Genomic DNA, 24,872 nt, shown 5'->3' with positions numbered 1-24,872 from the left:
AAACGATATCTGACTTTACTGTGAGGTTTGCTAAAGCCGGTTTTAGACAGTAACAAGACGCTGTCAGTAGCTGTATGCCTGCCCGTTAACGTGAACTGAGGCTACAGCGCAATTCTTTCCAATACCGAAAACATGCGGACTGGTTAAGTGAGTATCTCGTTAATCATTATGGAAGGGAATTTCATGTTTACGACACCATTCTGGCCTGCAGCTGATTCATATCACATCCATATGATGGATATTCCGCTGCCAGACTCACTTTCTCCGGCTGTGCTGGACCTTATTCATCAGGCTACCCGGCTTGCCGATGCAGCAAATCATATTCATCCGGTTGCCACGCGAACCGGTACCACTTTACTTCAGTCCGTCGAAGAAAAGCTCAGCATTATCTGTTTTAAGCTCGCCCGGGAATTTGCCGACCCGGACACCCGAAAAGCATTGCAACTGCGCGCTGATGTGCTTTCAGATCCCCGTACCGCAGGCGAACTGCTCCCGCAGATAGCCGGTCTTGATGAACAGGAACTGGTGCAGGGTATTGGCTATATGTCGACATGGGTGGGTAAATCCAGAGCACAGCATTACTCCGCATGGTTTGGATTACCTAATCGCGCCCTGCAGGAAGTTTCTGATGTGGTGGATGACCTTTTTTCAGATAACCTGACCTGGCTGCAGCGCCATATTGATGCACGGCTGATTGCCCTGCCCGGCTGCCGTTACAAAATCGTTGATCTGTTTGCGATTGCCGGCGAAGCCAACAGCTATCCCAAACACTTTGCTTATTTCTTCCCTGAAGACGAAGGCGTCAAGTACGCGCCTCAAAAATGCACCATCGTGTTTGCAAATACGTATCTTAACCTGTTCGAACGCTTCGCCCGAACCCAGGCCTCTCTGCTAGGCTGGCAACAAAACGTTATTCCGGAAAGCAGCATCTGTGCCCGTCACCTGATTGCGTGGTTCAGAGGTCACGATTTGGGCCATTCCATTGTCATTGAAAAAATGAGGTTCGGCAGCCTGAGCAAGCTGGACCGATGGGGATCCATGGTCATCCAGGAGGCGCTGGCTGACGTGTTTGGTCTGCTGATGTGCCTCACAGAGGATACCCGTCAGGCACTGCAGCTGGATGAAACGCATCAGCTGAGGGTGTTTCTTCTAGAGATGCTTCGGTATCTGCGTCGTGGTCCTTGCGACTATCCCGATGCCGGGGCGGCGTATATTCAGCTTAAATGGCTGACGGAACATCAGTGCCTGTACTGGAATGGAACCCACTATGAAGTGGATCTCGCCGCGGTTAAACCGGCTTTAACCGCGCTGGCCAGTGCAATGACATTCTCCGTTCTTCAAGGTGATACCGGAAAAGCCGGGGAGTTCCTGCAACGTTATTCACCGCATCATCAGCGTGAAGAAGCTGCAATGCTGCTCAACCGGCTTGGCAAAACGGTCGACATGATTGAATACGACCAGAAGATAAAAGGTTTTCTATTATGATCGAATTCTCAAACGGCTTTTTACTGAGTTTATCGCTGTGTCTCGATATCGGCATTGCCAATATCGCCATGATCACCCTTGCCATGCAGCGCGGGTATTTCCATGGGTTCTGGCTGGGTATGGGCACCTGCGTCGGTGACCTGGCCTATGCATTACTGGCGCTGGCAGGCATGGCAGTGCTGCTTCAGTATGAAGTGGTCCGCTGGGTGCTGTGGATAGGCGGTGGAGCCCTGCTGTTATGGTTTGCCGGTAAAATGCTGGTGGCCGCATACCGAAAAGCAGCAGAACTTAATGTCAGCGAATCTCATCAGGCTCGCCCACTCCTGCGGGAGTTCGGACGGGGTGTTGTACTAGCCATGTCCTCGCCCACAGCCATCTTGTGGTTTGCCACCGTGGGCGGTGCGCTGATTTCGCGGATGGGTCATCATAGCCTGACTGGTACATCGTGGTTTCTGAGCGGGTTCTTTATAGCGGGTATGTTCTGGACATGCGTGCTTTGCCTTGTCGGGAGCTTCGGCGGCAGGATGCTGGGTCAGCGGCTGCTTAAATATTCCTACATCGCCTCGGCCCTTATCTTCAGCTATTTTGCGCTCTATGTCATTGTATCAGGATACCGGGAATTTATGGTGGCCTGAGCAGACCTGCGAAGCATAATGATGGGGCGTCGTCCCCATCACTTTTCGAAAGGCATTAATGAAATGACTCTGATCGTAAAAACCCAGCATTATTGCCGCATCAAGCGGATAAACGTTTCTGCGAAGTAAGTCTCGAGCGTGATGCAGGCGAAGCTGCATATGGTACTGCAGGGGCGGCATACCCGTATGCCGGGTAAAGAAGCGCACAAGATGATATTTACTCAGCCCCGCCATCTGCGCAAGCCTATCCAGCTGGGGTTTAACGCTGAGATTTTCTCTCAGGTATTCAATCACAATGTTGAGCCTCTGTTCGTCATTGCCCTGCAGAAATGCCGGGGTCTCCAGCAGTTCGCCGCACAGCAACATCAGCTCCTGCTCTTCATTTGCCCCTTCACCTTCGCGCGCGGAAGCCGCAAACCGGTACAGCGCATTAAACAGTCGTCTGTTTTCAATAATGCCTTCGCGCAGAACGGGCGCATGGCTGTCGCTGCGTATACTGTCCTCATCAGCCAGCAGTTTCATGACGCTCTGGGGCATGTGCACGCTGATAAAATCAACGGACTGACTGTCAAAACGCGACGCCTGAATGGTCCCCGGATTATATAAAGTCACCTGCCCACTCTTAACGTACGTGGTTTTACCTGCCAGCCAGATTTCCTCCACACCTGTTAGGTTGGCGCTAATGACGTACTCATCATGAAGATGTTTTGGAAAGCCAGCATTACAGGCACTGACGCGGGAGCATTCCACGCCATTGCGGCTAAACCACTCTGCAGACTGTAGCGACAAAATAATGGGCCTTATGCAGTAATAGTGAATGATTATTAACGTTTACTAAACCATTCCCCGCTACTTTTTTCAACTCTCCGCGGCAAAGCTTTCACGGTGCCTGAACGTCCAGGACACTGACCAGCATCCTTGCGGGGAATGCTGAGTCGGTATTTTACGTTCGGAATTTCTTCCCTTTAGTCTGTATAAAAGAGGGCAGGGCAATGCCCAGCTTTCAGCGATGAATTTGGCAAGCGAACAGGTGAATTCAAAAGGTGGTGTGCCCATACGTTCATCTGCAGCCTGACAGCAGGCATTCTCTCCCTGACTGCGTGAAGAGCTGACAGTCAATCCGATTACATGTGTTGCAATACAGTCAGCGGCCATAATGCCGGGGCGGTCGCCTTTGCGAAACTTCGTGTCTGGTCAGTATCCGTTGCTATGTTCATGAGTAGGACACACCTGCACGTTATCGTCGCAGCGGTTAAACAGGCCAGCGTGCTGAGCCATGACCTGATCAGCTTTCCACTTCTTCTATGGATTCAACAAGTCTGGGGCTGAATGCAGTATCTGTTGGCAGTGAATCAGCGCCCGGCTACTTTTCACTGCCCGTAATGCTTACTCATCGTGGCCTTATAACTGCGTGTGTCCATCCACCTGACAATCAGGTTAAAATTCTGTTCAAACCGTGAGTGAGCAGTAAACCACATGGGAATTTCACATTGAAATAAATCCATAAAAATATTTTAAATCAATTAGTTAAAATTGAAATTCGCATGGGAATTTCATTCTGCTTTCAGACCCAGATATGTGAGATGCAAAACAGGGAAAGGGCAGGGGCTTGCGGCATTTCACCCGCTGCCTTTTAGCTGATCCCCCGTAAAAGCAGAACAAGAGGCGACAAGTTCATACCACCTGCTCTGTACAACTTTTTATTGAATACAGAAAAATGTTGCACAAAGCATTCATAAATGTACACTGGCGAAATTAATTGTCAGTGGAGCGGATGATGAAAAGTAACTACGGTGGAGTGGATGAAACTGCGCGCAGAGCGAATGCTATGTTGCGCAGTATGAGTGATGACATTATCGATAAGCGCCAGGAATTCGGTCTCGATCAGTTCTATCAGACGTTCACACGTAATGCCGTGGCCAACCTGCCTAAGCTCAGCCGCCGTGCTGTTGAGCAGGCCATTGAAGAAATGGAATCCAAAGGGCATGTATTTGGCAAAAAGGATGCCGGTAATGCGAAACATTACGCGCTGACTGTTCAGGACGTTGTAGATATCTACGCTCACCGGAAGGTGCCAAAATACCGCGACATCCATAAGGGCGAAGGCCCGTTTGTGATCTTCGTCGTCAATCTCAAGGGTGGGGTGTCCAAAACGGTCAGTACCGTGACGCTTGCTCATGGATTACGCGTTCACCCTGACTTACTGCAGTATGATTTGCGCAATCTGGTTATCGACCTAGATCCGCAGGCATCCAGCACCATGTTCCTGAATCAGGCAAACAGCATCGGGTCGATTGTCGAAACCGCCGCTCAGGCCATGCTGAATGATCTTGATGCGCAACAGCTCAGAGAACAAATCATCAAGCCAACCATCATTCCGGGTGTGGATATTATTCCGGCTTCCATTGATGATGGGTTTGTGGCCAGCCAGTGGGATCGCCTGGTTCAGGAACACCTGCCCGGCGTACTGCCTTCTGAAGTTCTGCGCCGAAACATTATCGACAGGGTGGGAAGCGACTATGATTTCATCTTTGTCGACACCGGGCCTCATCTTGACGCATTCATGCTTAATGCCATTGCGGCAAGCGATCTGCTTCTCACGCCAACACCGCCCGCGCAGGTGGACTTCCACTCAACCCTGAAATATCTCACCCGCTTACCCGATATGCTGGAGCAACTGGAAGAGGAGGGGATTACACCGCGTATAAAAGGAAATATCGGCTTCATGTCCAAGATGACGTCCAAACGTGATCATGAGATGACTCACGGGCTGGCCCGGGACGTGTTTACGTCTTACATCCTGGACGCCACGCTGCCCCGACTGGATGGGTTTGAGCGCTGCGGGGAAACGTTCGACACCATCGTCAGTGCCGATCCACAGTCATATCCGGGCAGTTCAGAAGCGCTTAAAAATGCCAAACGTGAAGCCGAACGCTTTACACAGGCCGTGTTTAAACGGATTGAGTTCGTCAGAGGGATGCAATAATGAAAGAACTGAAGAAAATGGGACGCACCCTGGGTAACTCCAGCTTCAGCAAAATGCTGAGCGAAACGGAAAGTGCCCGTACTTTTACCCTTAAATCCGGTGCCACCGCACGGTTTACGCTTAGCAAGATTCTGCATGATGACATCGAAACGCAGACTTACGTGGATGCCACGATTAACGGCCGCGATCAGGCCTTTTTAACTGAAGAATCCGTCAGCGATATTTCACGCACCATTAAACTGCAGCAGTTCTTTCCGGCTATTGGCCGTGAGGTAGACGGGCATATTGAAGTCCTGGACGGTTCACGCCGCAGGGCCGCGTGCCTTTACAGCGGTATGCCATTTGAAGTGTTAGTGACGAAAGATGAGCTGTCGCTTTCAGACGCCCGGCAGCTGGCCATCGACATTCAGACGGCAAAAGAGCACACACTGCGTGAACTGGGTAATCGCCTTAAGCTGATGTACCCGGAGCATATGAATCAGTCTGACATTGCTGCTGCGGAAGGGCTGTCGCCGGCAAAAGTCACGCGTGCTTTTCAGGCGGCGTCGGTACCTGATGAAATGATTGCGGTCTTTCCCTCCGCCGGCGAGCTCTCTATTAACGACTATAAGACCTTACTGGATATTGCAGAAAAAGCGGCGAGCAGGCAAATCAGTGTCCAAGAACTGGCAGAGGGCGTGCGCGAACGTATTGCGCATGATGCGCTCACTGAGCTCGATGATCCGGCTGTTAAGGCAAAGATTATTGGTTACTTTCGTGCAGCCAGTGCTGAACCTAAGTCAGCGCGTGATGCGAAAAAAGTCGTGACCGAAAAAATAGCGGAATTCAGCGATAAAAAGCAGTTTGCGCGGAAAAAAACGGACGCCGAAAAGCGTCTTGTGACGTATGAGTTTTCGCGTCTTCCTGCGGCCTGGCAGGCAGAGCTGGATGATGCGGTGAAAGCCGTAATTGAAAAGATGCTCACAAAATAATTTTCAATCCAGTGTGCAAAAGAAGGGGAGTTACTCCAGTGAGTATCTCCCCTTTTTATTGGATACCCACCAAAAAACCGCTCTAACTTACTGTTATATCTCGCCAATATGGGAAAATTTCAACCTGAAATTCCCATCATTGAATATCCTGATTCTGCACGGCTTAGTCTTCACAGTTGACTCAACTGCCCAATCTGCCTGGCCCTGAATCCCTAACGTTCAGCTTATAAGAATTATCGATCAAACATGCAGAAGTGATAGGGAAACTCATAATGACTACTTTCCACTTAAGACGCCACATGGTCTGTTAACTGGAACCGCTGTTCGTTGCCCACGTCTTGAATCATAGGAGGAGGTATATCTGTAGCGTCTCAACGTACAAATTGATGCGAAGAACTTGTCCGATAGTTGTGGTGGCTGTGCTGATAACGTTGCTTTCAATATCTTATAGGTCTGTGCAAAAAACACACAATCAAGCCTGATAAAATAAAAATATTATTTAATAACAGTTTCTTAAAAAATAAGTGGGAGCATTTTTAGCATACCTTTTAGCAGTCCTATACGACCAGGGTTTTTATATGCGAGCATAATGTTGGCTCCTCATCCTGTGACATTATTGCTGAGTAATCGCTTAAAAGGGAATGTATGACGAACTGGTAGTGAGCACAAAACACCTCAGACAATTTCAGAGAGGTCTCTCATCACATTTCTTTCATAGAGTGAGGGTGAGACCCCATAGCACCTCAAGGCTTTCACCAGCACATAAATGCAGGCTGGCTAAGAGTGGCTACAGCGACGGTTTATCTGCAGCAGAGATCGGCTGTAAATGACCCGTTGATGATGGCGCGAGTATGCCTGTTAAGCAGAAAGCCCTTAGAGTTATCCACTTATCCACGCGATAGATCCCAATAAATTGATCCTAATGAGATCCTTTATAGATCCCAAAGAGATCCCCGATCGCCGCAGGCCGCACCAGCTCTGGCCTGAAGAGGGGTCCGCATAAGCTATAACAAGTAAAATATAAGCTATACAGAGATCACAATAAGCTATAGAAAGTAAAATATAAGCTGTAATTAGGAAAAGACATAAGCTATAGTGAGTTTATCGCTCATTTCCCGTTTTGATTGTGGATAACTAATCTGATTGCTTGTCAGAGGGTTACTTCGATCATTGGCGAGTTGTTATCTAACAATTCACAATCCGGATCGGTTGATCATGCTCAACGATCCTCTGAAACGTGTGCAGGAACGCTTGTGGCCAGCGACAATCTTGACTTAACAAAGCTTTTTGAAGAAAAAGACACAAAATCCGGGGAAATCGTAACCCTGACGCCGAATGCCAATAATACCGTGCAGCCGGTGGCACTGATGCGCCTGGGCGTATTTGTCCCTACGCTTAAGTCGTTAAAAAACAGCAAGAAAAACACCTCTTCAACAACCGATGCCACCGAGGAGTTGACGCGCCTGTCTCTTGCGAAAGCAGAAGGTTATGAAAAGGTTGAGATAGTCGGCCCGCGCCTGGATATGGATAACGATTTCAAGACCTGGGTCGGGATCATCCATTCCTTTGCAAAGCACAAAGACAAGGTCATTGGCGACAAGGTACAGCTCTCATTTGTAGAGTTTGCCAAGCTCTGCGGCATTCCCTCAAGTCGCTCCTCAAAGCAGCTCAGAGAGCGTATCAGCCCGTCTTTGAAGCGTATTGCCAGCACTACCATCTCTTTCTCTTCAAAAAGCGGCGACGATGCAAAAGAATACATCACGCATCTGGTCCAGTCTGCTTTTTACGATACCAAAAAGGACATTGTTATCCTGCAGGCTGACCCGAAGCTTTTCGAGCTCTACGAGTTTGATCACAAGGTGTTACTGCAGCTCAAGGCGATCAACGCGCTTAAACGCCGTGAGTCCGCTCAGGCGCTCTATACCTACATTGAAAGCCTTCCCAAGAACCCGGCCCCTATCTCACTGGCGCGCCTTCGCGAAAGGCTGAATCTGCGCTCTCCTGTGTTTTCGCAGAACCAGACAGTGCGCCGTGCGATGGAGCAGCTCAAAGAGATTGGTTATCTGGACTATAGCGAAGTTCAGAAGGGACGCAGCGTCTACTTCCAGGTCCATAATCGCTATCCAAAGCTCAGAGCGCCCAAGACGGAGCAGCTGGAAGTACCGAAGGCAACAACGAAAACAAAAGAGCCACTCGATCCGCAACTGCAGGAAAAGATTGAACTTCTGGATAAGCTCGGTATTTCACTTCAGGATCTGGAAAAGATTTTTAAGTCTCAGTAACAGATAAGCTGTGATGAGTGGTTCTCTTATCAGGAGAGCAAAGAATTAATGAGGCTGTAAGTACAGTCTTATAGTAACTCTCTGAATTTTATTAATTTTAGAAAAACTACTCACTACAGCTTAGCTCTGTGGTACAAAGGGCGCGTTTTACTCCTTATAGCTTATATCTATGCGCTGAGGAGTCGAGGTCACTCACTATAGTTTATATAACCTCTCCCCCTGAAGACTCTTACTCACTACAGTTTATAAAGAACGCAAATTGCCGCTTATTCCACTCACTATAGCTTATGCAGTGATGGCGAGTAGCTGATTACTCACTACAGCTTATGATTAACAAGTCAGAGTCTTTCTTACTTGAGATTATCCTGCTGATTTTTAAGGGTTTATATGCATTTCCGGCTTCTCAGCTATAAAATAGCAGAACTTACATTACTTCCTATAGCTTATGTTTACTCACTACAGCTTATGATCAAGCCATAACATCCACTCCTTATAGCTTATATAAGCTGTAAGGAGTGATAGTTCTCACATATAACCACTCATGACAGGCGATGAACGTCATGGCAGACAATTACCTTGAATCTGCAAAGCCAGGAAATCGCAGAAACTGAGCTCGTGAGGAAATCAGTGTGCTGGCAGGTTTCTCTTTCAGGATACGCACGTGTCCGTGCCAGCCCGGCATGGCCTTAGTGCAGGCGTCTCGTTGAGAACAGAGTTTATTTATAGACAGGCAACAATCTTGCTTTCCGTCTGCCCCGTGACACTGGCAGACTCATGAAAGAGCTGGGGCTGGTCAGTTGTCAGCAGCCGACTCACCGGTATAAGCGTGGGGGGCATGAGCACGTTGCTATCCCGAATCATCTTGAGCGACAGTTCGCCGTAACAGAGCCAAACCAGGTGTGGTGCGGTGATGTGACCAATATCTGGACAGGTAAACGCTGGGCGTACCTCGCCGTTGTCCTCGACCTATTCGCAAGAAAACCAGTGGGTTGGGCAATGTCGTTCTCGCCGGACAGCAGGCTCACCATGAAAGCGCTGGAAATGGCATGGGAAACTCGCGGTAAGCCCATGGGGTTAATGTTCCACAGCGATCAGGGCAGTCATTATACGAGCAGGCAGTTCCGGCAGTTACTGTGGCGATACCGAATCAAGCAGAGTATGAGCCGGCGCGGAAACTGCTGGGATAATAGCCCAATGGAGCGCTTCTTCAGGAGCCTGAAGAACGAATGGGTGCCGATGACGGGCTACGTAAGCTTCAGCGAAGCAGCTCACGCTATAACGGACTATATCGTTGGGTATTACAGCGCGCTCAGGCCGCATGAATATAACTGTGGGTTACCACCAAACGAATCGGAAAACCGATACTGGAAAAACTCTAACGCGGTGGCCAGTTTTAGTTGACCACTTCAGTATACAGTTATCAATGCCATAACTTACGGGTAATGACTCCAACTTACTGATAATGTTTTATGTTCAGATAATGCCCGATAACTTTGTCATGCAACTCCTCCGATTTTGAGAATGACAGTGACTTCCTGCTCAGCCTTGCCAGATGCTGCCTCAGATTCAGGTTATGCTGCTCAATTCGCTGCGTATATTGCTTGCTTATAACGTGCAGCTTTCCCTTAAGGCGTGATTCATACAGCGGCTAGCCGTCCGTCATCCATATCACCACGTCAAAGGCCGACGGTAGGTTCATAAGACGTTCCAGCATGGCCATAGTGCGTTCTCCGAATACACGGGCCACAACTGTCCTGCGTATCCTGTCATACGTGTAAAACAGCCAGCGCTGGCGTGATTTCGCACTGACCTAGCCCCACTGTTCGTCCATTTCAGCGCAGACAATCACATCACCCCCGGTTGTATACCCGAGGTTACTGACTGTGGCCCGAGTTTTTCAAATGGCGGAAAATGGTGTTGAGGCCCACGTCCATAATGCGCTGAGGGCCGGCATCCGACGCCATTCATGACCATATCAATAATCTTCTGGTGTGTACCGAGCTGAGAAGCGGTGTAACTAAACTGCAGTTACCATGTTTTACAGCAGTGAGAGCAGAGATAGCGCTGATGTCCGGCAGTGCTTATACCGTTACGCACCACACCTTCAGTAGCTGAACGGGAGGGACAACTGATGGCAAGAGAAGCCACTGGAGCAATTCAAAAAACACCATCGTGCACTAAATCAGTAAGTTGGTAGCATTACCAGCTTTTGAGTGTAAAAGTTTGGACTTTAGGCTTGAAGCTGGTCACAAAGCTGATGTATCTCCTTTCAGCCTGAATATTCCTGACATGATGCTTACAAATATTTAACAACCTAATATATAAAATGATTTTCAGCTTCGGGTCTGTATTAATGCATGTAACGCATCAGTGCATGAGTTTATTGCGCTTATTAACTCTATTTTTCTGATCCAGTCTTTCGTGACAGGCGCAACGATAAAGCGCCCATGACAATTGGAGATTCTGATGCATTCCTTTACCTCACCCATGACCACCCGTTCGCGTATCAGTGCCATACTGCGCGTGACATCCGGTAACTTTCTGGAGCAGTTCGATTTTTTTCTCTTTGGCTTCTACGCCACCTATATCGCCCATACCTTTTTTCCGGCCAGCAGTGAGTTTGCCTCACTGATGATGACCTTTGCCGTCTTTGGCGCCGGTTTTCTGATGCGTCCTATCGGCGCCATTGTACTTGGCGCGTACATCGACAAAGTGGGCCGTCGTAAAGGGCTTATCGTCACGCTCTCTATCATGGCGGCGGGCACATTCCTGATTGTACTGATCCCCTCTTATCAGAGTATCGGCCTCTGGGCACCCCTGCTGGTGCTGACCGGCCGTCTGCTGCAGGGTTTTTCAGCAGGCGCTGAGCTGGGCGGTGTTTCGGTCTATCTTGCTGAAATTGCCACGCCGGGACGAAAAGGGTTTTACACCAGCTGGCAGTCTGGCAGTCAGCAGGTTGCCATTATGGTTGCAGCCGCAATGGGCTTTGCCCTGAACGCTGCGCTGGAGCCGGGTGAAATCAGCAGCTGGGGCTGGCGTATCCCGTTCCTGTTTGGCTGCCTGATCGTGCCGTTTATCTTTATTCTGCGTCGCAAGCTGGAAGAGACGCAGGAGTTTACCGCGCGCCGTAAACATCTGGCGATGGGTGAGGTATTTAAAACGCTGCTGAGCAACTGGCCGGTTGTGATTGCGGGCATGCTGATGGTGGCGATGACCACTACCGCGTTCTATCTGATCACGGTTTACGCGCCCACCTTCGGCAAAAAAGTATTGATGCTCAGCGCATCAGATAGTCTGCTGGTCACGCTGCTGGTGGCCATTTCTAACTTTCTCTGGCTGCCGGTGGGCGGTGCCCTGTCTGACCGCTTTGGCCGTAAGCCAGTGCTGGTCGCGATGACGCTGCTGGCGCTGGCAACCGCTTACCCGGCGCTGACCATGCTGGCGGCGGTACCAAGCTTCTCTATGATGCTGACGGTACTGCTGTGGCTTTCCTTCATTTACGGCCTCTATAACGGCGCTATGATCCCTGCTCTGACCGAGATCATGCCAGCTGAAGTGCGCGTGGCGGGCTTTTCACTGGCTTATAGCCTGGCGACCGCGGTCTTTGGCGGCTTTACGCCGGTTATCTCCACTGCGCTGATTGAGTATACCGGTGATAAAGCGTCGCCAGGCTACTGGATGAGCTTTGCCGCAATTTGCGCGCTGCTCGCCACGCTCTATCTCTATCGTCGTCGCGCACTGACGCTGCAAACCGCACGCTAACAGGGAATGAAATAATGTATAAACCGATTCTGAGCCTTACTGCAATCATGCTCGCTTCGTTCAGCACCAACGTGCTGGCGCAGGATGTCAGCGTGATGATCTCCGGCGGCTTTAAAGCTGCACTGGAAAAACTGGCACCCGTCTATGAAAAACAGAGCGGTAACCATCTGGTAGTTATCCCCGGCCCCTCTATGGGGAAGACGCCGCAGGCTATCCCTAACCGCCTGGCACGCGGTGAACAGGCTGATGTAGTAATTATGGTCGGTGATGCGCTGACGCATCTGCAGCAGGATAAGCGCATTGCCGCCGGCACCCGCCAGGAGCTGGCAGACTCGCCGATTGGTATCGTGGTAAAGCAGGGCGATCCGCTGCCGGCGATTAAAACCGATGCTGAGCTGCGTACGACACTGCTTAGCGCAAAGTCTGTCGCCTATTCAGACAGCGCCAGCGGCCGCTATGTCAGTAATGAGCTGTTTAAAAAGCTGGGGATCGATCGGGAGATGCAGACAAAAGCGCAGATGGTGGAGCGCATTCCGGTCGCCTCGCAGGTGGCGCAGGGACGTTACGCCATTGGCTTCCAGCAGGTCAGCGAGCTGCTGCCGGTGCCGGGTGTCAGTTTTGCCGGTGAGCTGCCGGCAAATGTGCAGTACATTACCCGCTTCGCCGGCGCGGTAACGGTAAACGCGCAGCATCCCGATGAAGGTAAAGCGCTTCTGAGTTTCCTGGCCTCTCCGCAGGCGCAGAAAATTGTGACCGCAACCGGTATGCACAGCGTAACCGCGACCGCTAAGCAGGGTGATACTGTTCAGTAATGAGCTTCTCCAGCTCGGCGGCAACGTATGACTGAATACGGCCACGACGGCGAATCAGACCCACGGATCGGGTCACCACCGGATGCGTCAGCGGTATCTGCGCCAGTAAGGAGTGTCCTGAGGAGGGCATCGACATCGCCGGCACTGCCGCAATACCAATGCCCGCCTCGACCATGCCTAACAGGGTAGTGACGTGGCGCGTTTCACAGATGCTGGGCCGGGCCGGAATGATATGCGCCAGCGCCTGGTCGAGCAGGGAGCGGTTACCTGATACCTTATCCAGCCCGATATACTCCTGCTGAAAATACTCCTCCCAGCTCAGTGATGATCGGCGCGTCAGCGGGTGTTCGTGCCGGCAGGCCGCAACATACACATCCTCTTCCAGCGGTAAAAATTCAATGGCTGGCGGCAGGCTTTTCGCAAAGCAAATCCCGAAATCCGCCTGGCCGCTGCTGACCGCCTCAATAACATTGCCCACGCTACTGTCGATAATTTTGACCCGCACCCGCGGATAGCGTGCGCGAAAGCGCCGGATCACTTCAGGCATAAAGTAGTACGCAGCCGAAGGCACTGTCGTGACCGTCACCAGACCGGTGCGCTCCTGGCTTACCTGATTGATGTCAGCCAGTACCGCTTCCACGTTTGCCAGCAGCTGTTCAGATCGCTCAGCAAAGCTCTGGCCATAGAGCGTCAGCATAACGCGACGCGTTGTGCGGTCAAAAAGCCGCGTGCCGAGCGCCGCTTCCAGTTTTTCAATCCGGCGGCTCAGCGCAGATTGCGACAGGCAGATCGACTCTGCTGCCAGGCGAAAGCTGCCATATTCCACCAGCGCGCGGAACGCATAGAGGTCATTAAGATCAAAATTCACGGGCATCAGGCAGCATCCTTTCAGGCAGTGCAGGGTAAGGTATCGGCCGGCACGGGCGTACCGGAAACGGATACAGCAATATGATTGCGCCCGGCTTACAGAGGCAGACGGCATACCTTACTGGTTTAGTACCGGGGACCCGCTGCTTTTAACGAATTATGTGATTCAGATCCCATTCCGAAAATCGCTCCTATACTCATACCTTTCTTTACACAGCAACGTGCTGTGTGTGCCATTTAAACAGGGATGCAGCTATGCAAAACTCTTCTCAAGACTCGCCGGACGACGGCGGCGCGCTTAATTTCACCGTTCAGCAACGACTGTTTTTTGTGGTGCTGGTGGCCACAATGGGAGCCCTCGCATACGGCTATGACACCGGAATTATTTCCGGCGCACTGCCCTATATGACACTACCTGCCGCACAGGGCGGGCTTAACCTTACGCCTTTTACCGAAGGGCTGGTGACATCCTCCCTGACGTTTGGCTCCGCGGTAGGTGCGTTTCTCAGCGGTTACGTTTCCGATCGCTTTGGCCGCCGTATTACGCTGCGCAGTCTGGCGCTGCTGTTTGTCGCCGGCGCCTTTGGTACCACGGTAGCCCCCGATATTGAAATCATGGTGGTAATGCGGTTTATACTCGGCATTGCCGTGGGCGGCGGTTCATCGACTGTGCCGGTGTTTATCGCTGAGATCGCAGGACCCAAGCGTCGTGCGCCGCTGGTAAGCCGCAATGAGCTGATGATTGTTTCAGGCCAGCTGCTGGCTTATATCGTCAGCGCGGCGATGAGTCTGCTGCTGCACGATCCGAAAATGTGGCGCTATATGCTGGCGCTGGCAATGGTACCGGGCGTACTGCTGTTTATCGGCACTTTCTTTGTCCCGGCGTCGCCGCACTGGATGGTCGCGGAGGGCCGCCTCAGTGAAGCGATGCGCATCATGCGTAAGCTGCGCGAAAACCCGCGCGAAATTAAAGCTGAAATGAAAGAGATGCGCGAAAACGCCCGTATGGCACGACAGGGGCCCGCGGCGCGTGAACTGCTGAAAGAGAAGTGGATTGTCCGTCTGCTGCTGATGGGCTGCGGCATGGGCATTGTGCTGCAGTTTACCGGCGTCAACGCCTTTATGTACTACACGCCGATTATCCTGAAGAGTACCGGCATGGGAACCAGCGCCTCGATTGCTGCGACCATCGGCAATGGTGTAGTTTCCGTACTGGCGACGTTTGCCGGTATCAAGGCAATCAGTCACTTTGGCCGACGCAAAATGCTGATGACCGGGTTATGTATTGTGATTGCAATGCAGCTGGCGCTGGGCGCGGTGCTGGTATTTATGCCGAACAGCATGACGCAGAGCCTGCTGGCGCTCGCCTGTATTCTGGTATTTCTGTTCTTTATGCAGATGTGCATTTCACCGGTATACTGGCTGCTGATGTCAGAACTCTTTCCAATGCAGGTACGCGGCGTACTGACCGGCTCGGCGGTGGCTTTTCAGTGGATCTGTAATGCGGCAGTGGCCTTTGCCTTTCCGCCTCTGCTGTCGCTAGTGGGTAACAACGCCTTCTTTATTTTTGCCGCTATCAATGTCGGATCGCTGATTTTTGTCGCGCTGGTGCTGCCGGAAACGCGTGGCAAGTCACTGGAGCAGATTGAAGCGCACATGCGGGAACGGTTTGGTGACAAGCGCCAAGAAACGGCGCCTGCAAACTAACCCCTTATGACTCTGCTGCTGTCCGTGCCGCTTTCGCGGCGCGGCGGCAGCGTTCAGAGCAGTACTGTACCTCGTCCCAGTTTTTCTCCCACTTTTTGCGCCACGTCATGGGTTTGTGACACTGTTTACAGTAGCGCACAGGCAGAGCCTGTTTGTTACCTTTAAAATCTTTCACGCGTGATCTCCCTGTAGTTACCCTTTACTGCGCTGGCGGATAGTAATCCGGTATTGATGCGTAGTTATTATTGATAGTATTTATAAATAACGCTTTGATACTCTTTTATATTTGGTTGGGGCAGTCGCTAAAGAATGGCTAAAAAATATTTGTCTGACAGAGTGCGCCGTCAATTTGAGAAATATATCAGGCTTCAGGAAGTCTGCTTTGATTCAAGCCTCGTTAATATCATAGAAGCTCAGGGAAAATGCTCAGGTGACGCAATGAAGAACAACAACACGCCTGCGCCGCATAATGCGGTCTTCAAAACATTTCTCTCTCACCAGCAGACTGCGCGGGACTTTATGAAGCTACATCTGCCGCCTGCGCTGTTCGCGATTTACGACCCCTCGACGCTCAGGCTGGAGTCCGGCAGTGATGCACGCACTGGTAATATATATGCTCCAGGCGGGTGCCCCCCCCCCCGATGCAGGCGGCTTTATCCGCTAACTGGCGCAGCGGGTACCACAACATGCAGATGAACTGATGACGATTGCACAGCAGCTTGAGCAGAGAGGCCGTCAGGAAGGTCGTCTGGAGGAACGAGAAGAAGGTTTACGGGAGGGCGTGCAGGAAGACAGCCTCGAGATCGCCCACAATCTGTTAAAGAATGGTATGAATATTCAGTCTGTTATGAGTGCAACTGGTCTGACTGATGAGATGAAGAGCTGAAGCAGTCTTGTCACTAAATAGCTGGAAATGGTCAAAATTAGCCAAAGTGATTTAATATAAAAAACACCACCCAGTTCGTATAATGCTATTTATGTTAAATTATGGGGTTCATCCCTAACGTTGCAATGTCTTCAAACGTACTGCTGGCCCATCAGGCTCAACCTGCCAGTTGCTCACTGTCCTGCTTGTCGTTGATGCCTGTTTGTTAATTTCGATAGCTTCTTGTGGTTAGCTGCTTTTGGCCAGTAAAAATCATTACACACTCTCATTGATAACTTCACTGTGTAGGTATGCACCCAATAAAATGCTTTGAAGCGCCTAGTCAGGGCTGCATCGTTATGTATGAGTATTTCATTTCTGTGTCTCAGATATCCACTATAGGCAGCAAAATCCGTTTTAACGATAAGCTGAAAACAGCCTTTGCTGCGCTGTTATTCACTAACACAATGTTTTATATATTTTTTATCAGTGTACTCATAAGATCTACAAGGCTTACTAACGGCGGTCTTCCCTCCATAGTGGTTACCTGTCACCTACAGTGGTTAAAGCGGGTTTTCAGTGTAGTGACCGTCAGCTGCGGCCTGTCCGAAAGTCTGTTGCGTAATTGTGAAAGCAGTAACTCCGCAACAGTGTAAGGCATACTTGAAGCAGATTTGTACCTTGCAATGTCATATTTACACCTTCATGTCTCGGTCTGTACAGAAAGCTTCCACCTGAAAATGTATAAAAAACCTCCGCTTCAGCGATGAAGCAGAGGCCCAGGATTTAGCGTTTAGCGGCGCGCTTTTTTCTGAGCCAGAACAGGCCCAGAATCAGTACCCCACCTGCCGCCGCCATGCCGACACGGGCAATCACCATCAGCGGCGACGTGTCTCCGCCCTTGCGCAGCGCCTGAACGCGCGCCGCGCTGATCGTTACCTGGCTGTGCCCGATATCCTGCATCACATAATTGGTGACCGCGGCCACCTGCCCGTCGCTTAACGAATCGACGAACCCTATCATTCCCTGCCCGTTTTCCGGCCAGACGCCCTGCAATACCGCCATTGCCACGTTATCAGCGGTGGGCTTATCCAGAACAGGATGGTGCTGCAGCGCCGGCAGGCCATTTAACCCCTGACCTGAGAGGTTATGGCATGACGCACAGTTGTCCCGATAAACCTGCTCACCCTCACTGAGACCTGCCAGAGACTGCGGCATATCATCGCCCTGCACCGGTGTCAGCGTTTTTGCAGTTGCCGGCTCGCTCACTGCCTGGGTGGCGGGAAGCAGATAGGTTGCAATCGCGTTACGATCGTCTGGTGTCATGCGTGAAAAGCTCTTATCGATTGCTTCCAGCATTGGCCCGCCAGCCGTGGCGCCGTTCGCAGCATGACCAGTCGCCAGATAATCTGCCAGCATCTTACGCGTCCAGTGGGCTTTGCCCTGCAGTGTTGCCGGGGTAATATCCGGCGCGTACCAGGTGCCAAGTGACGCACCCTGCAGATTCTTGTCCTGCTGTTCCGCCATCAGAAAGTTTCGTGGCGTATGGCAGGTACTGCAGTGGGTTAACCCCTGCACCAAGTAAGCGCCACGATTCCACGCTTGCGACTGGGTTGCATCGGGCTGGTAGACCATGTTGTCCGCAAACAACCAGTTCCAGGCAGCCATGCTGAAGCGCAGGTTAAACGGAAACGGCAGCGCGGTAGCCTCCGGGCGGATATCGACGGGCTGTACGCCATGCATGAAGTAAGCATACAGCGCTGCAACATCTTCGTCGGTCAGACGGGCATAAGCGGTATAGGGCATCGCCGGATAAAGCTGGCTGCCATCTCCACGGATGCCCTTACGCAGCGCGGCCGCAAACTGCGCTTCACTGTAATCGCCAATACCGGCGGTTTTAGACGGTGTGATATTGGTGCTGAAGATGATGCCAAGCGGACTCGCAATGGCATGACCACCGCTGAACGGCGCTTTACCCTCTTCGGTGTGACAGGCACCGCAGTCGCCTGCTATCGCCAGATATTCCCCACGCTTGATTAACGTACTCTCATCCGCCGCATACAATTGTGTGCATACTGCCAGCAGCACACCCGCCGCCAGTCGCGTTCTCCAGGACTTACCCATGTTGCGTCTCCTGCAGGATTTTATCCGCGGTACGCAGCGCCAGCGCCATCGCGGTAAGCGTAACATTACAGGTTCCCACCGTTGGCATCACGCCGGTGCCGACCATAAACAGGTTTTCATGATCATGGGCGCGTCCCCACGCATCGGTCACGCTGGTCGCGGGATCGAGTCCCATAGAGAGCGTGCCGGTAATGTGCTGGCGATTGGAGAATTTGCCGCTTTTGCTGTGTTTTATACGGGTGGCGCCGAGACGGGCCGCAATGGCGTCATAGCACTCACGCGTTTTCTCTGTGCCTTTTATCACGTAGTCGTCGACATCCCAGTAGAGAGAAGGTGTAGGCAGTCCAAGCGCATCTTTGTTGGCGCTCAGCATGACGCGGTTGTTGGGATCGGGCAGCTGTTCCAGCGCATTTTTGATGCTGAGACGGCGTGCCGCACGAAAGCGGATCTCCTCCTGCAGCTTTTTGCCGAAATACCCTTCCGCCAGCACTTCTTTGGTGACAGAAGCCACCTGCGAGGCGTTGGAAATATCAATGCGGAACGGCGCATGTTCACGGCGAAAATCGCCGTCGCGGAACTGGCCGATTGAACAGGGGCTCACCGGTCCGCGTCCTGGCCAGATCTCCTCATCCACGTCAGTCTTGAGGATGCGCTTTTTACGAACGGCTGCAGCGATGCGATTATCTGTGCCTATGGCAAATCGGTTTATCTGGAGTTTGACCGCGAGGCTGAATCACTGGACATCGCCATCGCGTCTGCCGTAGATCACATTGAATCAGCCCGGATCGGCGCTATAGTCAGTTCTGTTGATTCCGCTCTTGTCGGACTCAGTGACATAGCTGCCAGTACTGAAATGTCCCGCCAGGCAATCAGCCTTTTTAAAGACGGCGCGCGTGGTAAGGGCGGCTTTCCTTCTCCGGTACAGCGCATCAAAAATCAGTTGCCGCTGTGGGACTGGGCTGATGTGGCTGAATGGCTGGCGGATAACGGACGGATTAAGGCCGGAAGTGAGTTGGCTGTTAATGCCCGTATACTCAGCAAATGGAATCTGGCGCTAAGAGCCAGCGCCTCGAAAGACTTTGCGGATATCGTTTCTCTCTCGGTCGCGCTGATAGAACGTCGTCGCAGCGCCTCATAATCGGAAAGAAATAACATGAGGAAGAAAAGGTTATGCAATCAAAACAAGATACTTCTATTAAGAAAATGACCGTCGCTGAGCGTAAAGCGGAAGCCATGCGTCAGCTTAAAGAGTCTTTTGACCTTGCAGAGCGCACAGGCACTTTACGTTACCGCGAAGCAAAAGCTGGTTAATCGTTGGCCTCCTCCAAAACCCGCTAAGGCGGGTTTTTTGTCCCTGTAATTTAGTCCTATAGCCGCCCGGTCAGTAGTAATTGCCTGGCCTCACTTATAGTGTCCTCGGCCCAGTCCCGGCTAAACCCCGGCATCGCATCAAACGCGCTGGCTATATCCGCTGGTATCGCGTCGATATATTCCAGCCCTGCCCGTGATACCTCCACCAGCTCTGAGGCGGCATGACGCAGTGCCAGTAGCTCAGCGGCCATCTTCTGCGTCATGGCGTGATTAGGTAATGCTCCCAACTTACTGAAGTTGGGAGCATTACCACGTTTTGCTTCTTATTAATCTTTCAGGCGTTAATGACAGACACCGAGCCCGGCCACCCTCGGGCTGGATGTCTGAAAAACGTCTGCAGTGGTCAGCCAGAGAGTAAATGTTTAAATCTCATGCCAGACCTGACAGTTTCTTAAACATTGCCACTGCCTGCACCTGACCGAAAAGGTCCAAACAATAAGGCATTCTGCTTCAGGGGCACATATTGCGTAATATATGTTTTCCGTTAAGTTGATGCTTTAAAACAGCCAGAATATGTCCGGCGATTAGCAGTGCAAGCGTCATGCACGCGAGAACGTGTACTTGATTAAAAAACGTAATGGCACTCACGCTATGCAGGGGTTGCGGCACGTGAAACATATGGAAGACATCGATAGCATGATTCATCATCAGCACGCCCGTTATCAGCACTACACTAATATTTGCATACAAAGCCAGATGCCCCAGATGCGCAATACGCTGTTCTCCCGGCGTTAACAGACTTTCTGCCGGACTGCCATGTCTGAAGAGATACCACACTCGTAATATAAAAAACGGGATAAACAGGGTTGTCAGGGAAACGTTAAAAAAACCTATCCACTCTTTAACAGGCTGATCGGGATGACAAAACGCCACATAAAATCCGCTCAGGGTTGCCCAGATTATAATAATGGCTGAAAGCCAGTGTAAAATAATTTGCTGTGTACTGTATTTCATTTTAAAAATCCGTTCTGAATTTCAGGCTCACAAACCTCTACAGGTGCGCACGCGCCCCGGCGAAGCTTACGAGAAATAGTCGTAAAGAAATATACAATTAAAGATATGCTTTAAGCATGAACATCAGGGATAAATGGTTCCGCTTAGCGTCGGAAATCATATCCAGACACTTTTTAAATAACAGTAAGGAAATTCCTGATTATCAGCGCTTATCTGGAAACTCGCCCAAGGGCTTATTTTTCATGGCATAAATAATCAGCATTTATTTAAATGTTGAATGCAAAATATTCAGCCGCTTCGGTAATGGGTGGCCTGCTCTTTTGTTGGGATCTCGACTGTTTCACGTCCTGTCATATCTTACATCATGCCCTGAGGCGTTATGTTAAACGCACAGCGCTCGTCAATGTCCGCCCAGTGGGGGCCACTTGAAATTGAGTGCTGATTAATGAGCTTGATAAAAGCGCTCGGGCGGAGTGCGCAATACTTTCAGATAAAGCTGACCTCTGCCGTCATCACAGTTTTGATGCGCTGAAGCGATCGATCAGAGCATGACTGAGATCGGGTCCGTTGACCTGGTAATCATGCCAAGCCAACAGATTTCTTCGTGTTATACCTGAACATCTTAAGATGGAGTCAGGCATCCTGTCGTACAGAACTTATACGGTGCAGCGAACAGCTTAACCTGTGTTAACCCGCGTTTGCGGGTTTTCAGGCTGAATGAAGGATAACTGAACAGGAAGTGGCTGTAACAAACCTGGCTGACAGGAAAACACCTGAATAACGTTTCAGAACCTGCTAACCCGCGCGATTACGCATCAGTCGCTTCTCGCGCCTGTAGCCTGGCATCGAATATTCCACTTTCCGTGCCATCTATAATCACCCTTCCGCATGTCAGGCAGTGACTTCCTCTTACGGCGGGTACCACCTTTTCAGGATCGTTTATATCCATGCACACATCACGTGTACCGTATAAAAACGACTCTTTCTGACAGCCTGGACATCGCATAACTCTCTCCCTAAGTAATGTCTGTATGACAAGAATAGCTAAGGGCGTTATGAGTGTGTAACAGATTTCTCTTTTTTGCATTCGGAAACGGGTAATGCTCCCAACTTACTGATTTAGTGTATGATGGTGATTTTGAGGTGCTTGCGTGGCTTCCATTTCCATCAGATGTCCTTCCTGCTCCGCTACTGAAGGGCGTGGTGCGTAACGGCAAAAGCACTGCCGGACATCAGCGCTATCTCTGCTCTCATTGCCGTAAAACATGGCAACTACAGTTCACTTACACCGCCTCTCAGCCCGGTACGCACCAGACAATCATTGATATGGCCATGAATGGCGTCGGATGTCGCGCCAGTGCACGCATTATGGGCGTTGGCCTCAACACGGTTTTACGCCACTTAAAAAACTCAGGCCGCAGTCGGTAACCTCGCGCATACAACCGGGCAGTGATGTGATTGTCTGCGCTGAAATGGACGAACAGGGGGGGCTACGTCGGTGCTAAATCACGTCAGCGCTGGCTGTTTTACGCGTATGACAGGATACGGAGGACGGTTGTGGCGCACGTCTTCGGTGAACGCACTCTGGCCACACTGGAGCGTCTTCTGAGCCTGCTGTCGGCCTTTGAGGTCGTGGTATGGATGACGGATGGCTGGCCGCTGTATGAATCACGCCTGAAGGGAAAGCTGCACGTTATCAGCAGGCGTTACACTCAGCGCATTGAGCGACATAACCCGAACCTGAGACAACATCTGGCAAGGCTGGGACGGAAGTCACTGTCGTTCTCAAAATCGGTGGAGCTGCATGACAAGGTCATCGGGCATTATCTGAACATAAAACACTATCAGTAAGTTGGGAGCATTACCGTTTTTTCATATCCAGCAGGGTATCGCGGATATTGTCAAACTTTTGAATGGCATGAACTATCGGCTGGTGGCCTGCTTCATTACGGTCGTTAAAAAAACGAGTTCCTGTACCCTGCTTATCACCATCGATATAAAGTACATCTTCACCACGACGGGCATACTCAATAGCCAGGTTAACGGCCAGTGTGGACTTTCCACAGCCGCCCTTACCATTACCAACATGAATAATCATGTGACAACTCCGTATGATTTAAGCCTGAAATTGTCACAACCTTAGAGGCACTGACTAAGCTGGTCAATAAATTCCTTACGCAAAGTTGAAAAAATGGCCAAAAAATGCCCTTTTTGGTACATTAATGATTCATTTTTAGTACCAAATAGGAACCTTTTTTAATCCTTAATGGTTCCTTTTTAGTGGTGGATTTATGCCTCTTCTTTGGATGCAATATTTATTAAGTCGTCTCTTTTATGGCTCTTAAAACGCTTTATCACATATTAACGATAACCATTTATCGCAATATATTTGGCGCAGTAATTTAGAGGTGTTTTTTATCAACCTCAGTAACTTCTTTTAAATCAACACTTCCTTTCTTAATACGAGAACTGACATCCTCTTCATATTCTTTCCGTCTGGCGTCGGTTATCTTATTTGTTTCTCCGCATTGTGCTGAGGTTATATTTTGTGCCTGTATTATTTCCAGTGGGGGAGTGGTTTTGGCTTTTTTATCTGAATCTAAATAAAATGCAAAGTCGGCATACCATAGAATTTCTCTCATAAGCACCCATCTATAATGATTGTAAATTGAGCTGCTTTTTATCAGATTAAATCCTGTATATTCATTCTGGTGCTGAACTCCCAAGCCCTTTCTTTGAGAGATATTTAATGCTTCTGATTTGGTTGAAAGGAGCCTGATTTTAGGGTTTCCACCTAGAGGGGGAAGTACACCTGTTCTGGGCGAGGGATTAAAGACCCAAGCGTCTGTAATATCATTCGCAGTCTCTTCACTATTCGTTACATGAGCTGCTAGACCTCCGCCAAGAGAGTTACCTACAACAACTGTTTTTGGACCAAAAAAACCGGCCCTTCTTTCCCTGTACTTTATAGCCTCTTTAACATATTCGCGAGCATACTTATTTTGAACCGGAAACGGTGCAAGGTTTTGGAACAGATAATCTTTAAAAAAATCATCTGAGCCTCGAAAAGCAACAATGAGTTCTTTTTCCCCAGTGAATTGGTTGCTATATATAAATGATTCTGCAGCAAAGCCGTTAAAAAAACCCACATTATCTTTCGAGAGCTCTTTTATTTTCTCAAGATAACTAGGGGTTATGAAGTTAAATTGCTTGTCAGAGTTATTTTTTTGCAAGGTTAGTGTAGCAGCCAGTGCATAAACGTAACCTTCTTTGGCTAAAGCCAGCTTTTTTTTAGTTTCGTAATCAATTTTCTGATAATCATCAACCATATCAAGATATCTCTGGTTGCACCACACAACCCCTTCTATTTTGCCTGCATTACTAGGAAAGGGGTTCCATGGGGAATTGATACAACCAGCTAATAACCCTACAGAAGTTACGATGCATAAGCAGAATCTTTTTCTCAGTTTCATATAACCACCACTGACTTAATGAAAATTTTTGTGTTGATGATTTAAGATGTCACTGACATAGCATTCGATATTGAGGTATTTAAGAGGAGATTAATTAAGTTAAAAGTATTGATAGTTTAGGTGAGAAGTGTTTTAGGAAATGAAAAGCGCATCACATTTTTGTAAATGCTTACCCTGTCATAAGTAAAATTATAAACCCTCTTTTATAAAACTATAGGGTACTAATAGTAAGGCGAAAAAATATTTTGGTTCAAATTATTGAACAATAAAAATCCTGCTCCTTGTCAAAACTACAAGGAGGTGATGAGCGGGCTTTCAGGAGTTTAATGTAAGTAACAGCCTTAGGCTTAAAGTAACCATATTCAGGGTGCAGAATTAGGTAATGCTCCCAACTTACTGATTTAGTGTATGATGGTGATTTTAAGGTGCTTGCGTGGTTTCCATTTCCATCAGATGCCCTTCCTGCTCCGCTACTGAAGGCGTGGTGCGTAACGGCAAAAGCACTGCCGGACATCAGCGCTATCTCTGCTCTCATTGCCGTAAAACATGGCAACTACAGTTCACTTACACCGCCTCTC

General features: G+C 49.9%; 19 protein-coding genes and 5 pseudogenes. 15 read left to right on the top strand and 9 right to left on the bottom strand.

From position 1 onward, the window contains the following. Positions 1 to 147: 147 nt before the first annotated feature. Both BBA90_RS03455 and BBA90_RS03450 read left to right on the top strand, forming a co-directional pair. Positions 148 to 1,485 carry a hypothetical protein gene (locus BBA90_RS03455; protein WP_240484878.1) on the top strand — a complete coding sequence of 446 codons (1,338 nt, stop codon included), beginning with the start codon at positions 148 to 150 and terminating at the stop codon, positions 1,483 to 1,485. Then, positions 1,482 to 2,120 (top strand): LysE family translocator, encoded by a 639-nt coding sequence (locus BBA90_RS03450; RefSeq protein ID WP_065647944.1) that lies wholly within the window; start codon positions 1,482 to 1,484, stop codon positions 2,118 to 2,120. Before BBA90_RS03455 ends, BBA90_RS03450 begins: the two co-directional genes overlap by 4 nt. Here the strand turns inward: BBA90_RS03450 and BBA90_RS03445 are convergent. Further along, positions 2,091 to 2,909, bottom strand: a complete 819-nt coding sequence (locus tag BBA90_RS03445) for a helix-turn-helix transcriptional regulator (protein WP_065647943.1) — start codon at positions 2,907 to 2,909, stop codon at positions 2,091 to 2,093. The two genes, BBA90_RS03450 and BBA90_RS03445, sit on opposite strands and share 30 nt — an antisense overlap. A gap of 988 nt (positions 2,910 to 3,897) precedes the next feature. Between BBA90_RS03445 and BBA90_RS03440 the strand changes: the two genes are divergently transcribed. The 4 genes and pseudogenes from BBA90_RS03440 to BBA90_RS03425 form a co-directional block, all read left to right on the top strand. Continuing rightward, on the top strand, positions 3,898 to 5,106 hold the full coding sequence (locus BBA90_RS03440; RefSeq protein ID WP_065647942.1) for an AAA family ATPase: 1,209 nt from the start codon (positions 3,898 to 3,900) through the stop codon (positions 5,104 to 5,106). Continuing rightward, on the top strand, positions 5,103 to 6,077 hold the full coding sequence (locus tag BBA90_RS03435) for a ParB/RepB/Spo0J family partition protein (protein WP_065647941.1): 975 nt from the start codon (positions 5,103 to 5,105) through the stop codon (positions 6,075 to 6,077). The genes BBA90_RS03440 and BBA90_RS03435 overlap by 4 nt, the downstream gene beginning before the upstream one ends. Positions 6,078 to 7,330: 1,253 nt before the next feature. After that, on the top strand, positions 7,331 to 8,359 hold the full coding sequence (locus BBA90_RS03430; protein WP_065647940.1) for a RepB family plasmid replication initiator protein: 1,029 nt from the start codon (positions 7,331 to 7,333) through the stop codon (positions 8,357 to 8,359). Between the two features lie 765 nt (positions 8,360 to 9,124). Then, positions 9,125 to 9,760, top strand: a pseudogene (locus tag BBA90_RS03425) (IS3 family transposase); the annotation flags it as partial. A 52-nt stretch (positions 9,761 to 9,812) separates the two neighbouring features. Here the strand turns inward: BBA90_RS03425 and BBA90_RS18910 are convergent. Beyond that, positions 9,813 to 10,507 (bottom strand): annotated as a pseudogene (locus BBA90_RS18910) (IS1 family transposase). A gap of 318 nt (positions 10,508 to 10,825) precedes the next feature. Between BBA90_RS18910 and BBA90_RS03420 the strand changes: the two are divergent. Further along, complete coding sequence (locus tag BBA90_RS03420) at positions 10,826 to 12,121, top strand: MFS transporter (protein ID WP_065648041.1); 1,296 nt, start codon at positions 10,826 to 10,828, stop codon at positions 12,119 to 12,121. A 47-nt stretch (positions 12,122 to 12,168) separates the two neighbouring features. Next, a complete protein-coding gene (locus BBA90_RS03415; RefSeq protein ID WP_370512315.1) occupies positions 12,169 to 12,933 on the top strand; it encodes a substrate-binding domain-containing protein in 765 nt (254 codons plus the stop codon). Here the strand turns inward: BBA90_RS03415 and BBA90_RS03410 are convergent. Then, a complete protein-coding gene (locus BBA90_RS03410; protein WP_065647937.1) occupies positions 12,908 to 13,807 on the bottom strand; it encodes a LysR family transcriptional regulator in 900 nt (299 codons plus the stop codon). The two genes, BBA90_RS03415 and BBA90_RS03410, sit on opposite strands and share 26 nt — an antisense overlap. A 248-nt stretch (positions 13,808 to 14,055) precedes the next feature. On the opposite strand from BBA90_RS03410, the gene BBA90_RS03405 reads away from it, so the two are divergent. Continuing rightward, on the top strand, positions 14,056 to 15,507 hold the full coding sequence (locus BBA90_RS03405; RefSeq protein ID WP_065647936.1) for a sugar porter family MFS transporter: 1,452 nt from the start codon (positions 14,056 to 14,058) through the stop codon (positions 15,505 to 15,507). A gap of 4 nt (positions 15,508 to 15,511) precedes the next feature. On the opposite strand, the gene BBA90_RS19580 is transcribed toward BBA90_RS03405, so the two are convergent. Beyond that, the gene (locus BBA90_RS19580; RefSeq protein ID WP_071882943.1) at positions 15,512 to 15,682 is read right to left on the bottom strand and encodes a DUF2256 domain-containing protein; all 171 of its coding nucleotides are present in this window, start codon (positions 15,680 to 15,682) and stop codon (positions 15,512 to 15,514) included. Between the two features lie 263 nt (positions 15,683 to 15,945). Between BBA90_RS19580 and BBA90_RS19645 the strand changes: the two are divergent. Further along, positions 15,946 to 16,098 (top strand): annotated as a pseudogene (locus tag BBA90_RS19645) (Rpn family recombination-promoting nuclease/putative transposase); the annotation flags it as partial. 109 nt (positions 16,099 to 16,207) lie between these two features. Next, positions 16,208 to 16,393, top strand: a complete 186-nt coding sequence (locus tag BBA90_RS19640) for a hypothetical protein (protein ID WP_065647935.1) — start codon at positions 16,208 to 16,210, stop codon at positions 16,391 to 16,393. A 765-nt stretch (positions 16,394 to 17,158) separates the two neighbouring features. Here the strand turns inward: BBA90_RS19640 and BBA90_RS03395 are convergent. Both BBA90_RS03395 and BBA90_RS03390 read right to left on the bottom strand, forming a co-directional pair. Beyond that, positions 17,159 to 18,496 (bottom strand): cytochrome c, encoded by a 1,338-nt coding sequence (locus BBA90_RS03395; protein WP_065647934.1) that lies wholly within the window; start codon positions 18,494 to 18,496, stop codon positions 17,159 to 17,161. Then, positions 18,489 to 19,133 (bottom strand): annotated as a pseudogene (locus BBA90_RS03390) (GMC oxidoreductase); the annotation flags it as partial. The pseudogene BBA90_RS03390 and the gene BBA90_RS03395, both read right to left, overlap by 8 nt. On the opposite strand from BBA90_RS03390, the gene BBA90_RS03385 reads away from it, so the two are divergent. Continuing rightward, complete coding sequence (locus tag BBA90_RS03385) at positions 19,125 to 19,634, top strand: DNA-binding protein (protein WP_065647933.1); 510 nt, start codon at positions 19,125 to 19,127, stop codon at positions 19,632 to 19,634. The pseudogene BBA90_RS03390 and the gene BBA90_RS03385 overlap by 9 nt on opposite strands. A gap of 32 nt (positions 19,635 to 19,666) precedes the next feature. Next, positions 19,667 to 19,807, top strand: coding sequence for a hypothetical protein (locus tag BBA90_RS19285; RefSeq protein WP_167350660.1), 141 nt, complete (start codon positions 19,667 to 19,669; stop codon positions 19,805 to 19,807). 510 nt (positions 19,808 to 20,317) lie between these two features. On the opposite strand, the gene BBA90_RS03375 is transcribed toward BBA90_RS19285, so the two are convergent. After that, positions 20,318 to 20,821: a cytochrome b gene (locus BBA90_RS03375; protein ID WP_065647931.1), complete on the bottom strand. Its 504-nt coding sequence runs from the start codon at positions 20,819 to 20,821 to the stop codon at positions 20,318 to 20,320. 1,151 nt (positions 20,822 to 21,972) lie between these two features. Between BBA90_RS03375 and BBA90_RS03370 the strand changes: the two are divergent. Then, positions 21,973 to 22,672 (top strand): annotated as a pseudogene (locus BBA90_RS03370) (IS1 family transposase). Positions 22,673 to 22,682: 10 nt separating this feature from the next. Here the strand turns inward: BBA90_RS03370 and BBA90_RS03365 are convergent. Both BBA90_RS03365 and BBA90_RS03360 read right to left on the bottom strand, forming a co-directional pair. After that, positions 22,683 to 22,919: a ParA family protein gene (locus BBA90_RS03365; RefSeq protein WP_065647930.1), complete on the bottom strand. Its 237-nt coding sequence runs from the start codon at positions 22,917 to 22,919 to the stop codon at positions 22,683 to 22,685. Between the two features lie 304 nt (positions 22,920 to 23,223). After that, positions 23,224 to 24,294, bottom strand: coding sequence for a hypothetical protein (locus BBA90_RS03360; RefSeq protein ID WP_139074163.1), 1,071 nt, complete (start codon positions 24,292 to 24,294; stop codon positions 23,224 to 23,226). Positions 24,295 to 24,727: 433 nt separating this feature from the next. On the opposite strand from BBA90_RS03360, the gene BBA90_RS19030 reads away from it, so the two are divergent. Then, on the top strand, positions 24,728 to 24,872 hold a 145-nt coding region (locus BBA90_RS19030), incomplete at its 3' end, for an IS1 family transposase (protein ID WP_139074162.1).

This window comes from Pantoea eucrina (assembly GCF_001691555.1).
Taxonomy (GTDB): domain Bacteria; phylum Pseudomonadota; class Gammaproteobacteria; order Enterobacterales; family Enterobacteriaceae; genus Pantoea; species Pantoea borealis.
The sequence above is the reverse complement of the archived record's forward strand: the minus strand, read 5'-3'. Positions and strand labels throughout refer to the sequence as shown.